The sequence below is a fragment of the Terriglobia bacterium genome, from assembly GCA_020073205.1.
Lineage (GTDB): Bacteria > Acidobacteriota > Polarisedimenticolia > Polarisedimenticolales > JAIQFR01 > JAIQFR01.
In genome coordinates this window covers 1-13325 of sequence record JAIQFR010000115.1, presented here as the reverse complement: position 1 = coordinate 13325, position 13325 = coordinate 1, and the positions used below count along the sequence as shown (strand labels likewise).

Sequence of the window (13325 nt, the reverse complement as noted above, 5' to 3'; positions counted from 1 at the left end):
CTCTTCGCGTGCTCGGGTTTCCTGCTCGCTCAGCGCGAGAACGAGAGCTCGGAGCGGCGGGTCGACGGATGGCTCCCGGCGGACGGCTCGCCCCTCGAAACGCAGTTCGACGGGCGCGTCCTCGCCGCCCCAGAACCGTGCTGGGGGGAGCGCCGCCTCCGGATCGAGGGGACGCCCCACCTCCGGCGACCCGTAGGAGGGGCGTGCACGGTGCTCCTGTCCGTGCCGGAGCCCGATCCACCCCGGGCCGGCGGACTCGACGCGCTGCGGCGGGGCGACCGCGTCAGCGTCTGGTGCCGGCTGCGGAGGCCGAGGCGGCCCGGGAATCCCGGCGAGGCCGACCTGCGCCTGGCGCTCCTCGCGCGCGGAATCGACGCGGTCGGCTCGGTGAAGAGCGCCCGGCTGGTCCGGCAGGTGGAGTCGGGCGCGCCGACACCCGCGCGGGCTCTGGACGAGCTCAAGGTGCTCGCGCGCTCCCGCCTCCGGCGGGCCCTCGGAGGCGACGGCGTCGCGACGGCGCTGGTCGGTGCCATGCTCCTGGGCGACCAGGGCATGCTCGGGCGGGACGAGTGGCTGCTCCTCCGCGATTCGGGGCTCGTTCACCTGATCTCCATCAGCGGGCTGCACGTCGGCCTGGCGGTGGCGCTGCTCCTGGCGGGCCTGAGGAGGGTCCGACTGGGCCGGTGGGGCGCTCTCGTGGCCGCCGCGGGATCGCTGATCGCCCTCGCAGCGTTCGTCGGAGCTCAGCCGCCCGTGTTGCGCTCGGTGCTGACCGCGCTGCTCGCCCTCGCGGGGCGCGCAGTGGGGCGCGAGAGCGACCCGTCGAACGCCCTGGCCCTGGCCGCCCTGGCGCTCGCCGCGATGCACCCTTCGTACCTCTGGGACCCGAGCTTCGAGCTGACGTTCGCTGCGACGGCGGGAATCCTGTCCCTCTCCGTCCGGGCCGCTGCCGCTTTCCCGCTGCCGCGGCCCCTCGCGCTCCCGCTCGGCGTGTCGTCCGCGGCTTATCTCGTCACGGCGCCGTTGACGGCCTGGCATTTCGGGCGCCTTTCGCCCGCGGCTCTCCTGTCCAACGTCGCGGCGGCGGCCCTCTGCGGCGCCGTGCTCGTCTCCGGCACGATGGCGATGCTCTTCGTCGGGATCCCCGTTGCGGGGGCGGTCGTCGCGGGGCTCGCGAAAGCCTCGGTCGACGCGACCCTGGCCGTCGCCTCGGTCGCGTCGTCGGCCCCTGGGGCGGCCTTCCGCGTGCCGCCGCCGCCTCTCGCGATCGCAGCGGCGTACGGTGCTCTCCTCGCCGTCGTGATCCGCGGCGGGGCGGGGAGCGGCGCCCGGGAGGCCCGCGCGAGGCGGTGCGCGGCCCTGGGCCTCTCCCTGGCTCTCGTCGTGATCCACACCGGTCCGCCTCCCCCCGGGCCGCGTCCGGTGGCGGAAGTCACCGTGATCGACGTCGGGCAGGGGCAGTCGGTGCTTCTGCAGGGCCCGTCGGGCGGATTCGTGCTGGTCGACGCGGGCGGCACCTCCGGAGGACGCTTCGACGCCGGCGAGCGGGTCGTCGCGCCGGTCCTCGCCCGCCTCGGCTGCCGACGGATCGAGGTTCTCGTCGTGAGCCACGAGCACGACGATCACGCCGGGGGAGCCGAGGCGATCCTCCGCGAATTCGACGTGGGCGAGATGTGGATGGCCCCGGGGTCGCCGCGCGGCGAGCCCATGCGCCGCCTCATGGCGGCCGCGGTGGCGCGAGGCGTCGCGATCGTCGACGCCGGGCGCGGGATGCGACGGGTGCGCGCGGGTCTCTCGATCGAGGTGCTGCATCCGCCGCGGGAGAGCCCCGCTCGAGCGCCGAACGAGCGCTGCCTCGTCCTCAGGGCGGGAACCGAACCCGCGCGCGTCCTGATCCCCGCGGACCTCGAGTCCCCCGAGGAGGAGGCGCTCCTCGCCGCAGTGCCCGAGCCGACGGCCGAGGCGCTGATCGTCGGGCACCACGGCGGGAGTCGCGGCTCCCGCTCCGCTCTCCTCGCCGCGGTCGCTCCGCGCGTCGCGGTGATCTCCGTCGGGATGGCCAACAGGTTCGGCCATCCGGACCCCGGAGTCCTCGCGCGACTCCGCGCGCGCCGGATTCCGGTCTACCGCACCGATCGCGACGGTCAGGTGCGTCTCCGCGGATCCGATCACGGCTTCGAGGTCGAGATCACAGGGAGAGCGGGACCGGAATGAAGCAGATGAGGAAGATCAGCAGGAGCAACGCCAATCCCAGCCGTCGGCCCGGGCCGAGGGGCGTGATCTCGTCCTCGAGCCTCGGGTGGCGATCGCGCATGAGCAGCAGCACCACGCACCACAGCGTGTACGCGGAGAGAGTCCTGTACAGGATCGTCTGAACCGCCACCAGCGCGATCAACGTGACGAGCGTCCCGCGTGCCAAGAGCCGGTGCCACCGCCGCGAGAGAGCGTACACCGCATGGCCGCCGTCGAGCTGGCCGACCGGGAAGAGATTCATCGAGGTGATGAGCATGCCGAACCACCCGGCGATGTAGATCGAGTCGATGCTGAGGTCCGCGCCTCCGAAGAGGAAATGTCCGATGGCGAGCGACAGCAGCGGGGAGCCGAAGGCGGCGGCACCCGGAGGGATTCCCCCGGATACGGGCGTGGCGCGGAGCAATCCCCAAATCAGGATGGGCAGGGCGACCGAGAATCCCGCCAGCGGTCCGGCCGCGGCCACGTCGAACAGCGCCTTGCGGTCGGGAATCACCCCCCGAATCCGGATGACGGCACCGAAGGTGCCGAAGCCGATGCCCGGGATGAAGAAGGGAAGGGTCGCCGGGATTCCGTACCAACGGCACGCCAGGTAGTGCCCCATCTCGTGGCTCGCCAGGATGGCCAGGATGGAGATCGCGTACGGTACCCCCGAGACGAGCACCGTGGGATGGCCCATCACGAATCGGGGGATCATCCAAATCGAGGAGAGGCGGTCGAACGCTCCCTCCCACATCGCGCCCGCGAGCAGGAGGGTCGCGCCGGTCGCCGCGAATAGCGAGAGGTGGAGCAGGGTCCGCTCGCGCCGGGGAGGCACCTCAGGAACGCTCCATGGAGTCGGGGGGATCGGACCCTCCGGCGGAGAAGGGAGCGGCGGGACGGACGAGGGCTCGTGTTCCACGCGGGGTTCCGATCGATCGGGTCGCTGCGCCGTCACGGGCGGATCGGCAGTATAACAGGAGGGGTGTCCGCTGCCGGCGACGGGGCGTAACCGTCGGAGGACGGCCGGGAGGCCGTTTGTCGCGCCTTTACCGCCACGGTGGGCGCGGTACGAAGGTTGCAGGCCGCTCTCGTGGGGTTGCGCCACGGATGCCCCGGGAGGATTCGAGATGAAACGCCAAGTCCTCAGAGCCTCAGGGGCGGTGGCACTCGCCATCGCGCTGGCCGCCTCGGCCCTTCCGTCGGAAGCCGGAAGCGCCGCCCGCTCGCGTCCCCACTCGCAAGGCTCCACGTCCTCGGGGAGGGCGGCGGGGCGAGGGTCCGGCCGGGTCGCGACCCGTGCGCAGGGCCGGGCGACGTACGGGTACGGCCATGGCGGCTTCGGATACCGCCCGTACTCCTGGGACTGGTACTACGGCCCGTGGTGGTCCCTGGGCCTGTGGTGGGGTTGGCCGGGATACTGGGGCGACGGTTGGGGATACGGCCGGCCGGGGTGGTACGCGGGAGGCTACCCGGGTTACGGCGACGAAATCGAAATCGGTCCCGCGATCGTCGAGACCTCGGTCCGGCCGAAAAAGGCTCAGGTCGTTCTCGACGGCGAGCCGATCGGAGAGGCCCGCGACTTCAACGGGACGTGGGACGCGCTGGAGCTGGATCCGGGGCACCACGTGCTCGAGTTCGAGGCCAAGGGCTGCATGACCCTCGAGGTGGGCGTCGACGCGAAGCCGGGCAGGCACTACCGGATCGCCTATGCCCTGCGGGAAGGGGATGGACGGGATCCTCGATCCTACTCGATCGCGTCCCCCGCGCCTCCACGCGCCTCCGCGATGCCCCCGGAGGAAGCGCCGCCGGCGCCGGGCTCCACGAGAGGAGGCGCGGAGACCGGGGTCCACCGGGGCTTCCTGAAGGTCCTCGTGTCGCCTCCCGACGCTGCCGTCTATCTCGACGGGGAATTCCTCGGGCGCGGCGACGAGCTGGCGCGGCTTCACGGAGCGATCCCCGTCGCGGCGGGGGAGCACCGCATTGAGGTGGTCCGTCCCGGGTACCTTAGCCGAACGGAGACCGCGAACGTCGCCGGAGACGATCAGCCGGCGGAGGTCAGAATCGACCTGAAGCGAGAGGGAGGATCAACCCTCTGAACTGAGCGAGCGGAGGTTCTTGCCGGGCTTGAAGCGGATCGTCTTGCCGGGCGGGATGCGGACTTCCCTCCCGGTCCTGGGATTGCGGCCGATCCCCTTCTTGCGGGGTTTCACCTGGAACACTCCGAACCCCCGGAGTTCGATCCGCTCCCCCTGCATCATCGCGTTCTTCATCGCCTCGAAGACCGCCTCGACGGCTTCCACGGCCTTGACTTTCGTGATCTCGGCCTGCTCGGCGACCTTGTTGATGATGTCCGCCTTGATCATCCGAGGGACCTCCACCCGCGAGGGTAGCGCTACTGTACGAATCACGGGGAGGAGTGTCAAGGGGCGCTTGCGCTAAGTCCTCGTTGCGAAGCGATTTAGCGGCGAGCCCCCTTGTCCCGTCGAGCCCCTGCATGCTACGGTTCGCCGGGAGGCCAGGGACTCGACATGCCACCGCCCCTCGTCGCGATCGTCGGCGTTCCCAACGTCGGCAAGAGCACGCTGTTCAACCGACTCGTCGGACGGCGACGCGCGATCGTCACCGACGAGCCGGGCGTGACCCGGGACCGGCTGTACGGCGAAGTCCCGACGGCGGCCGTGCCCTTTCGCCTCGTGGACACCGGCGGGATGAACCCGGCCGGGAATGCGCACCTCGCGCGGGACATCGAGCGGCAGGCGGGCCGGGCCCTCGCCGAAGCGACCGCGGTGCTGTTCGTGGTGGACGCGCGCGCCGGGCCGACCGCCGCGGACCGCGAGGTGGTGGCGATGCTCCGCCGCACCTCGCTCCCGGTGATCCTCGTGGCGAACAAGATCGACGCTCCAGGCCTCGAGCCGCTCCTCGGCGAGCTCCACGAGTTGGGTCTCGGAGACCCCGTGTCCGTGTCGGCCGAGCATGGACTCGGGATCGACGACCTCCTTGCCGCCGTGGAGCGGGCCCTGCTCGACGCCGGTGCGACCCTGGGCGCGGAGGAGGGGAGTGGCGAGGAGGAGGCCGCGACCCCGCCCGTCCGGATCGCCATCGTCGGCCGGCCGAACGTCGGGAAGTCGTCGATCGTGAACCGCCTTCTCGGCAAGGAGCGCGCTCTGGTGAGCGAGATGCCCGGGACGACCCGCGACTCGGTGGACACCCTGCTCGAGGGCGAGGGCGGGCGCTTTCTCCTGATCGACACCGCGGGTCTGAGGCGCCGCGGCAAGGCGCGCGCGGTCGCCGACTCGCTCTCCGAGATCCACGCGCGAAAGAGCATCGAGCGCGCGGACGTCGTGGTCCTGGTGCTCGACGCGGGGGACGGCTTCGTCGCGCAGGACGCTCACATCGCCGGGTACGCGCGGGAGTCGTGGAAGCCGCTGGTCGTCGCGGTGAACAAGTGGGACCGAGTGGAGCGCCGCGAGGAAGCGGCGAAAGCTTGGGAGGCGGACCTCCGCGTGCGCCTGCGATTCGTCGCGGGAGTCCCCGTCGCGTTCGTGAGCGCGCTTTCGGGCCAGCGAGTGCCGCGACTCCTCTCGCTCGTCAACGCGGTCCACCGGCAAGGGGGGGTGCGCGTCCCGACTCCCGCGCTCAACCGCTGGCTCCGCGAGATCGCGACCGCCGAGCGTGCGGCCCCGGCGCGCGGGCGGAGCGTCCGCCTGTTCTACGCCGCGCAGACCGGGGTCCACCCGCCCCGATTCCTGCTGTTCTGCAACGACGCCCGGTACGTTCACTTCTCGCTCCGGCGCCATCTCGAGGGGAGCCTTCGCGAGCGCTTCGGATTCGGCTCCGCGCCGATCCACCTCCGGTTCCGAAGCCGCCGCGAGGGGAAGCACGAGTGAACCCGTCGAGGCCTTCGTGGGCCGCCCTTCTCCTCAAGGCCGTCCGCCATTTCCTGAAGGACGGCTGCCTCGATCACGCGGCCGCCGTGGCGTACTACTCCCTCCTTTCCCTGGCTCCGTTCCTCTACCTCGTCGCGCTCCTGATCCGGTGGATGCTCCCGGGCCACGATCCGACCGGGATCGCGCTCACGAGAGTCTCCGCGTTCGTCCCCCCGGAGCTGGCGCCGACGATCGAGCGGCTAGGCCGCAGCCTGCCGTCGGGGGAGGGGATGGCCGTGGTGGCGATCCCGGCGCTCGTCTGGGTGGCCACCACCGCGCTGACCACGCTCGAGGGGGCGGTGAACGTGGCCTTCGGCACCCTGCCGCGACGGAAGTACTGGCTGTCGAAGCTCAAGGCGTTCGCCGGCGCCTCGGGGGTGACGGTGCTCCTGTTCGGAACGCTCGCCGCCAACCACGCCGCCGCCTGGCTCGACCGGTACCGCACGCGGCTCAAGCTCCCGCCGGTCCTCGGACCGCGCGCCGCCTGGTTCTCCTACGTCGCGCTGCTCGTCGCGGCCTTCGCCACGTTCGCCACGTTCTACAAGCTGCTCCCTCGCGGGAGGATAAGGTGGAGGAGCGCCCTGAGCGCGGCTCTCGTCGCGCTCATCCTGTGGGACATCGCCCGCCGCATCTTCGGGTCGGTGCTGGTGCACTCTCCCACGTTCGGCCTTCTCACGGGCACGCTCGCGGGGATCGTCGCGATCCTCCTCTGGGTCTACACGGCCGCCGCGATCTGTCTCTACGGCGCCGAGCTCGCCGCTCTCCTCAACGGCAACCGCTGACGGCGAAGTCGGCTCACGCGAGCCGCGGAAAGCCCGCCCCCCGGTTCCTTGACCCTCTCCGGGGCGGGATATATGTTCAGGACGGCTCGGGCCCGCGAGCCCGAGGTCCGCGAATCGCGGAGGGGGAAGCTCGAGATGGTGCTTTTCAACTACTCCACGCGAGAGCTGACGGCGAAGATCGTCTACTACGGCCCGGGACTCTGCGGGAAGACCACGAACCTGCAGTACATCCACGCCAACCTGCCCGACGGCGTGAAGGGCCGGATGCTATCGCTCGCGACGAAGACCGACCGGACGCTGTTCTTCGATTTCCTCCCGATCGATCTCGGCGACATCCGGGGAATGAAGACGCGGGTTCAGCTGTACACCGTGCCCGGGCAGGTCTTCTACAACGAGACGCGCAAGCTGGTGCTCAAGGGAGCGGACGGGATCGTGTTCGTCGCGGACTCCCAGGAGCCGATGGTGGGAGCGAACGTCGAGTCGTTCCGCAACCTCGAGGAAAACCTCCGCGGCCACGGCATGCGGCTCCAAGAGATGCCCCACGTCATCCAGTTCAACAAGCGGGACCTCCCGAGGCTGGCGAGCATCGAGGACCTGAACTCGTCGATCAACCGCTACAATGCGCCGTTCTACGAGTCCGTGGCCACCACGGGCATCGGGGTGCAGGACACGCTCAAGGCGGTGGTCAAACTGGTCCTTCTGCACCTGACGCGGAAATACGAGACGAAGACGGATCCGCGCACGAGCGTCGCGGTCCCGGAGCGCGCGAAGCCGCCCGCGGCCGCTCCGCTCCCGCGCTCCTCGGAGACCGTGCGGCCGCCGGCGGCCGCCGCGCTCCGGCCCCCCGTCGCGGCACCCGAGCGCCCGGCGGCCCCTCAGCGAGTGAAGCTCGACGCCACCTGGCCCGTCGCCCAGGAGATGCAGCCCCTCCCGATCTCCAGCTTCGACACGCCGCTGTCCCGCGCCGCCGCGGTTCCGACGTCGAGGGTGAGGGAGACCGCCGGCCCGGAGGCCCCGCGCTCGACCGCTCCTCCGCCACCCGATTTCCGCGGCCTCGGGGGACAAGGTCGCGTCGAAGAGGCGAGCGGTCTCTCCTTCGACGCGGAGGAGATCGAGGATCTGGTGGACGAGGTGGGGGAGTTCGGCGAGGCCCCGCTCCCCGCGGACGACATCGACTGGGCTCCGCAGCGGCACGAGAGGGTCGCGGCCCCCGCCCCCGCCGAGGAGATTCCCATCGAGATCGTGGAGGACGAACCCCCGAAGGAGGCCCCGGTCGAGGAGGTCGCGCCGGCGCACGCCGCGAGGGCGTCCGCCCCTCGAGAGCCACAGTTCGAAGTGGACCTGGGTTTCGATCCCGCCTGGCAGCCCGAAGAGACCGAGGCCGTCGAGGACGTCCTGGAGCTCGAGCCGATCCCGCTCGCCCCGGAGCCGCTCGACGCCGCGGAGATCGTGCTGGAACCGATCGAGGCCGCCCCGGCGGAGGCGGTCGATGACGAGGTCGAGCCGTTCCACGAGCCTGCCGCGACCGGTCCCACGGCGGATGTCCTCGAAGAGCTCGAGGCGTTCCCGGAGCTCTGCGAGCCTCCGCCGGAGCCGACGCCGATCCCGGTGCGCGTCGCCGACGCGGTTCCCGCGGAGCCCGAGGCGGAGACCGTGGTCCTCGAGGAGGTCGCCGCAAGCGAGGACCTCTTCCAGGATCCTGAACTCGAGGTCGCACGTCTCGCTCGGGGAGAGGCCCGGGAGATCGTGGTGCCCGTGGAGATCGTCGAGGGTGCGGCCGTGCGCCGGTTCAAGCTCTCGGTCCGGCTGCGGCTCGAGTCCCTCGACTGAACCTCCCCTCGCGTTTCTCCCCGTTCCCGTGGAGAATCGAAGGGTGCCCGGTGTCGGGGGGCACGACCGGGAGCGTATGAGAGCGACGTCGGGCACGAGGGTCTTCTTCGGCGCGGCGGGGATCGTCCTCGCGGCCACGTCCGCGTCCTCGGCCCCGCCCGACCTCTACGAGTGGATCGCGCTCGCGCCCGTGGTCGCCGTCGCGGAGCCGCAGCACGACGCCGGGAAGTTCATGGAGACGCGTCTCGCCAACGTGCTCCGCGGCGGGCTGCCTGAGGGATCCCGGGTGATGATCGACGTCAAGCGGGCGAATCGGGACCGCGAGGACGGACGGCGCGCGCTCCGACTCGAGACGGATCGGCGTTACCTCGTCCTGCTCCGCCGGGACGGGAGCCGGGTGGCCGACGATCTGCCGGTCTTCGGCCTGGTTCGCGGGATCGACGGCGCGAGAGAGCTCCCCGCCGAGGGGTCCGCCGCCGTGCTGGATGCCATCGCCCGTTTCGTCCAGGTGCAGGACCGGAAGGACGAGATCGCGGCGTGGAAGTCCTTCCGGGAGATGCTCGAGGAGACCAACCCGCTCTTCCTCGAGACATCCCTCGACCTGTTCCTCAAGTTCCGCCGCGGGGACCTGACGCTGCTCCCGGTGCTCCGCCCGCTCCTCGACCATCCGCGCCCCGACCTTCGCGTGATGACCGCTCGACTGGTCGGCCAGATCGTGGAACACCACACGGAGGACGAGATCCCGGCCGACGACGGCACCCTGACCGCGCTCTACGGCCTCGCTCGCCGCGACCCGAAGGCCGTGGTCCGCGTCGCCGCCACCGCCGCCGTCGGGGGGATCGCGGGAAACGGCCCCGAGGAGGTTCTCGAGGAGATCGCGCATTCCGACCCGGAGCAATCGGTGCGCTACGAGGCCGAGAAGTCCCTGTACGAGCGACGTGCGGCGCCGCGTCCCGAGGGTCGCGCCCCCGCGACGCGCGAGGGGGTGAAATCCCCCGAGCCCTCGGGCCCGCGTTGACTCCGCGCGGAGCCCTTCCTATGATGGCGCGTGACGAGCGGGGCGGCCCGCGGGACCGCGGAGAAGGCTCGATGGCGACTCACCCCTTCCAGAATTTCATGGTCCGGTACGGTGCAGCGGAGCGGATCTTCACCGAAGGCGACCTGGCGACCACCATGTTCATCGTGCAGGCGGGAAAGGTCCGCCTCTTCCGGATGGTGGACGGACACAAGCGTGTGCACGGGACCATGGAGAAGGGGGATTTCTTCGGCGAGATGTCGATCCTCGAAGGGCTCCCGCGAACCGTCTCCGCGGAGGCGATGGAGGACTCGGAGCTGATCGAGATCAACAGCATGACCTTCGACAAGATGATCAAGGGCAACATCGAGATTGCGATCCGCATGCTGCGGAAGCTCTCGATCCGGTTGCGCGAGGCGGAGCGGCGGATCGAGAGCCTCCAGAGCACGGGCGGGAGGCCGGTGGCCGCCCCGAGGCCGTCTCCCGTCCCGCAGCCCGACCTCGCGAGGGCGGAGGGGAAGGGGCCGCGGCTCGAGGCGGAGGGGGAGGCGGCGGCATTCCCCCTCGAGGGAACGGAGACCCTCGTCGGCCGCTACGACCCGGTCACGGACCTCCGGCCGGATGTGGACCTCACGCAGGTCGACCTGAAACGCAGCGTCTCCCGCCGACACGCTCGGATCTTGAAGACCGGCGACGGCTGGGTCGTCACGGAGGAGGTGGGTGCGCTGAACGGCACGTTCGTCAACGGCACCAAGCTCGTGACGGGAAGGCCGCACCCGCTGGCGGACGGCGACCGGCTTGGCCTCGGCATGGTCAAGCTGCTGTTCCGCGGCTGAGGGACGCCGATGCGCCGGCCGACGGTCCGCCTCCTCTTCGCCGCCGCGATCCTCGCCGCGCGCCCATCCTCCGGATTCGGGAGCGAACGCCTCCCGTTCGATCTCGCCGTGCGGGTCGCCGCGGGCTCGGACGGGGGCTCGGCGAGCCTCGGCGAGGACGCGGCTCGCGCGCTCGTCACCGACTTGAGCGCGAGAGGGTGTTTCCGCGGCGTACGCCTCGCCCCGGACGAGGGCCCGGCGGACGGCGACCTGATCCTCCTGGTGACGCTGTCCGACGTCCGCGAGGACGTCCGCTACGAACAGAGCCTCGCGGAGCGCGCGCAGCCGAGGGACGAGGTGGAGGCCGCCCTCGCGCACGTGGCGCACCTCTCGTTCCACACCGAGCTGAAGCTTGCCGCGATTCCCGGCGGCGCGGTGGTGAAGGCCAGCGAGTTCCGAGTCAGCGGGGAGCGCCGGCCCCGGACCCCGGGGGACGACGCGCGGGAAGGGGTGCGCTCCGACGCGATCCTGAACCTCGCCCGACGGACGCGCGCGGCGATCTGCCGGGGCTCGGCCTCGAGGCTCGAGCGCGCGATCGAGGCGGCCCGAACGGCGCCCTGAGCCCGCTTCCGCGTTGACCCGCCGCGCGCGGCATGTTAGATTTCGCCGCCCGCCGCGCCGGGCGCGGGCGCCGGTCCGGCGCCGCCCCCGGCCGACGCTCCCGGGAAACGCCATGAGCCAACGGTCGCGCGCGCGAATCCTCTCCGGCATGAGGCCGACGGGTCCGCTTCACGTCGGCCACTTGGTCGGTGCGCTCGAGAACTGGGTCTCGCTGCAGTCGTCCCACGAGTGCTACTTCGCCATCGTGGACTGGCACGCGCTGACCACCGACTACGCGTCGCCTGGAGCGATCCGGGGGTACGTGCGCGAGGTCGCGCTGGATTGGCTCGCGGCGGGGATCGACCCGGAGCGAAGCGCGGTGTTCGTGCAGTCGGAGATCAAGGAGCACGCCGAGCTGCACCTCCTCCTGTCGATGATCGTCCCGCTGCCGTGGCTCGAGCGGGTCCCGACCTACAAGGAGCAGCAGGAGCAGCTCAAGGACCGCGATCTCAACACCTACGGCTTCCTCGGCTACCCGCTCCTCCAGGCCGCGGACATCCTCGCGTACAAGGCCAGCTTCGTCCCGGTGGGGGAGGACCAGGTCCCTCACCTGGAGCTCTGCCGGGAGATCGCCCGGCGCTTCAACCACCTCTACGGCACGTTGTTTCCGGAGCCGCAGGCGATCCTGACGCCGACCCCGCGACTTCCGGGGACCGACGGAAGGAAGATGTCGAAGTCCTACGGGAACGCGATCTTCCTCTCCGACACGGCGGATGCGATCGCGGTGAAGATCGACTCGATGCTCACCGATCCGCAGCGCACCCACCGCCACATCCCCGGCAACCCCGAGATCTGCCCGGTGTTCGACCACCACAAGGAGTTCTCCTCGAAGGACCAGGTGATCTGGGCGGACCAGGGATGCCGCACCGCCGGCATCGGGTGCCGGGACTGCAAGCGGGTCCTGAAGGAGACGCTGACCGCGCGCCTCGCGCCGATCGCGGAGCATCGTGCCCGGCTCGCGGCCGATCCCGGGGCCGTGGACGCCGCGCTCCGGAACGGCGCGGAACGGGCCCGGGCCGCGGCCGCGGCGACCCTGGCCGAGGCGCGCTCGGCCGTCGGCATCGGCTGATGGGCGAGGCGCGCGACGGGGCACCCGGGGCGCGAGACGTCTCGTCGAGCGACGACTCCGTCCGCGTGAAGGTCGGCGGCTTCGAGGGGCCGCTCGATCTCCTGCTGCACCTCGTACGGATCAACGAGGTGGACATCGCGGACATCCCCATCGTGGAGATCACCGCGCAGTACAACGCCTACCTCGACCTTCTGAGGGAGCTGAACCTCGAGGTCGCGGGCGAGTACGTGGTGATGGCGGCGACCCTCATGCACATCAAGTCCAGGATGCTCCTGCCCGCGGATCCGATGGCCGAGGGAGAGGAGAGAGAGGATCCACGCGCCGAGCTGACGCAGCAGCTGATCGACTACCGCCGATTCAAGCAGGCGGCGGAGAACCTGCAGGCGATCGACAGCATCAGGAGCTTGATCTGGACCCGCGAGGGCTCCGTCCCGCCGCAATTCGCCGGCGAGGAGCTGGTCGTCGCGGACCTGTACGACCTCATCTCCGCCTTCCGCAAGCTGCTCGGGCGACTGGACGACGAGGCCAGGCTCCGTCTCGCGAGGGACGACGTCTCCGTCGCCGACAAGATCGGATGGCTCGCCGATCTCCTCGAGGGCGCGGGGTCGGTGAACCTCATGACCCTGTTCGAGGAGATCCCGGACAGGATCCACCGGATCGCGACCTTCCTCGCGGTCCTCGAGATGGTTCGGCTGCAGATGATCGTCGCGTTCCAGCGCCGCCTGCTGGACGAGATCTGGATCGCCTCCCGCGAGCCCGGCTTCTTGGGCGAAGGCGGAGAGGCATCGAGACGAGGATAGGCGACAACGTCGACGCTCGTCACCGTCGTCGGCGGTGGCGCAGCGCGACGAGGGTCCCCAAGGCGATCGCCACGGCCGCGCCCGCGCCGACCCACCGCGCGGCGGCCGAACGAGCAGGCTTTTTCGGCGCGATCTCCATCTGCACGGAGCGATGCGCCGCGTCGAGCACGGCCTGCTTCGTCCGCGGCCCGGCCAC

Annotated in this window: 11 protein-coding genes and 1 pseudogene; 10 read left to right on the top strand and 2 right to left on the bottom strand. The window is 71.0% G+C overall.

Annotated features, from left to right (window positions below):
- A partial coding sequence (locus LAO51_17465) for a DNA internalization-related competence protein ComEC/Rec2 (GenBank protein ID MBZ5640530.1) occupies window positions 1-2214 on the top strand: 2214 nt, incomplete at its 5' end.
- Here the strand turns inward: LAO51_17465 and LAO51_17460 are convergent.
- Complete coding sequence (locus tag LAO51_17460) at window positions 2189-3067, bottom strand: site-2 protease family protein (protein MBZ5640529.1); 879 nt, start codon at window positions 3065-3067, stop codon at window positions 2189-2191. The genes LAO51_17465 and LAO51_17460 overlap by 26 nt on opposite strands.
- A gap of 292 nt (window positions 3068-3359) precedes the next feature.
- Between LAO51_17460 and LAO51_17455 the strand changes: the two genes are divergently transcribed.
- Window positions 3360-4328, top strand: coding sequence for a hypothetical protein (locus LAO51_17455; protein ID MBZ5640528.1), 969 nt, complete (start codon window positions 3360-3362; stop codon window positions 4326-4328).
- Here the strand turns inward: LAO51_17455 and LAO51_17450 are convergent.
- Window positions 4317-4595, bottom strand: coding sequence for an integration host factor subunit beta (locus tag LAO51_17450; GenBank protein ID MBZ5640527.1), 279 nt, complete (start codon window positions 4593-4595; stop codon window positions 4317-4319). The two genes, LAO51_17455 and LAO51_17450, sit on opposite strands and share 12 nt — an antisense overlap.
- 165 nt (window positions 4596-4760) lie before the next feature.
- Between LAO51_17450 and der the strand changes: the two genes are divergently transcribed.
- The 8 genes and pseudogenes from der to LAO51_17410 all read left to right on the top strand — a co-directional run bounded on the left by der (window position 4761) and on the right by LAO51_17410 (window position 13129).
- Complete coding sequence (gene der, locus LAO51_17445) at window positions 4761-6119, top strand: ribosome biogenesis GTPase Der (protein MBZ5640526.1); 1359 nt, start codon at window positions 4761-4763, stop codon at window positions 6117-6119.
- Window positions 6116-6940 (top strand): YihY/virulence factor BrkB family protein, encoded by an 825-nt coding sequence (locus tag LAO51_17440; GenBank protein MBZ5640525.1) that lies wholly within the window; start codon window positions 6116-6118, stop codon window positions 6938-6940. The genes der and LAO51_17440 overlap by 4 nt, the downstream gene beginning before the upstream one ends.
- Before the next feature lie 135 nt (window positions 6941-7075).
- Window positions 7076-7639: pseudogene (locus LAO51_17435) on the top strand (GTPase domain-containing protein).
- A 1207-nt stretch (window positions 7640-8846) separates the two neighbouring features.
- Window positions 8847-9788, top strand: coding sequence for a HEAT repeat domain-containing protein (locus tag LAO51_17430; protein MBZ5640524.1), 942 nt, complete (start codon window positions 8847-8849; stop codon window positions 9786-9788).
- Window positions 9789-9859: 71 nt separating this feature from the next.
- Window positions 9860-10621: a cyclic nucleotide-binding domain-containing protein gene (locus tag LAO51_17425; protein ID MBZ5640523.1), complete on the top strand. Its 762-nt coding sequence runs from the start codon at window positions 9860-9862 to the stop codon at window positions 10619-10621.
- Between the two features lie 9 nt (window positions 10622-10630).
- Window positions 10631-11221, top strand: coding sequence for a hypothetical protein (locus LAO51_17420; protein MBZ5640522.1), 591 nt, complete (start codon window positions 10631-10633; stop codon window positions 11219-11221).
- Between the two features lie 112 nt (window positions 11222-11333).
- Window positions 11334-12329: a tryptophan--tRNA ligase gene (trpS, locus tag LAO51_17415; GenBank protein MBZ5640521.1), complete on the top strand. Its 996-nt coding sequence runs from the start codon at window positions 11334-11336 to the stop codon at window positions 12327-12329.
- Entirely contained in the window at window positions 12329-13129 is an 801-nt protein-coding gene (locus LAO51_17410; protein MBZ5640520.1) for a segregation/condensation protein A, read from the top strand. The genes trpS and LAO51_17410 overlap by 1 nt, the downstream gene beginning before the upstream one ends.
- Window positions 13130-13325 lie beyond the last annotated feature (196 nt).

What these genes read in the sequence shown, in the direction of transcription:
- der (MBZ5640526.1), top strand. Translation starts at nt 4,761, where the DNA reads ATGCCACCGCCCCTCGTCGCGATCGTCGGCGTTCCCAACGTCGGCAAG.
- LAO51_17425 (MBZ5640523.1), top strand. Translation starts at nt 9,860, where the DNA reads ATGGCGACTCACCCCTTCCAGAATTTCATGGTCCGGTACGGTGCAGCG.
- LAO51_17450 (MBZ5640527.1), bottom strand. Translation starts at nt 4,595, where the DNA reads ATGATCAAGGCGGACATCATCAACAAGGTCGCCGAGCAGGCCGAGATC.
- LAO51_17455 (MBZ5640528.1), top strand. Translation starts at nt 3,360, where the DNA reads ATGAAACGCCAAGTCCTCAGAGCCTCAGGGGCGGTGGCACTCGCCATC.
- LAO51_17410 (MBZ5640520.1), top strand. Translation starts at nt 12,329, where the DNA reads ATGGGCGAGGCGCGCGACGGGGCACCCGGGGCGCGAGACGTCTCGTCG.
- LAO51_17430 (MBZ5640524.1), top strand. Translation starts at nt 8,847, where the DNA reads ATGAGAGCGACGTCGGGCACGAGGGTCTTCTTCGGCGCGGCGGGGATC.
- LAO51_17420 (MBZ5640522.1), top strand. Translation starts at nt 10,631, where the DNA reads ATGCGCCGGCCGACGGTCCGCCTCCTCTTCGCCGCCGCGATCCTCGCC.
- trpS (MBZ5640521.1), top strand. Translation starts at nt 11,334, where the DNA reads ATGAGCCAACGGTCGCGCGCGCGAATCCTCTCCGGCATGAGGCCGACG.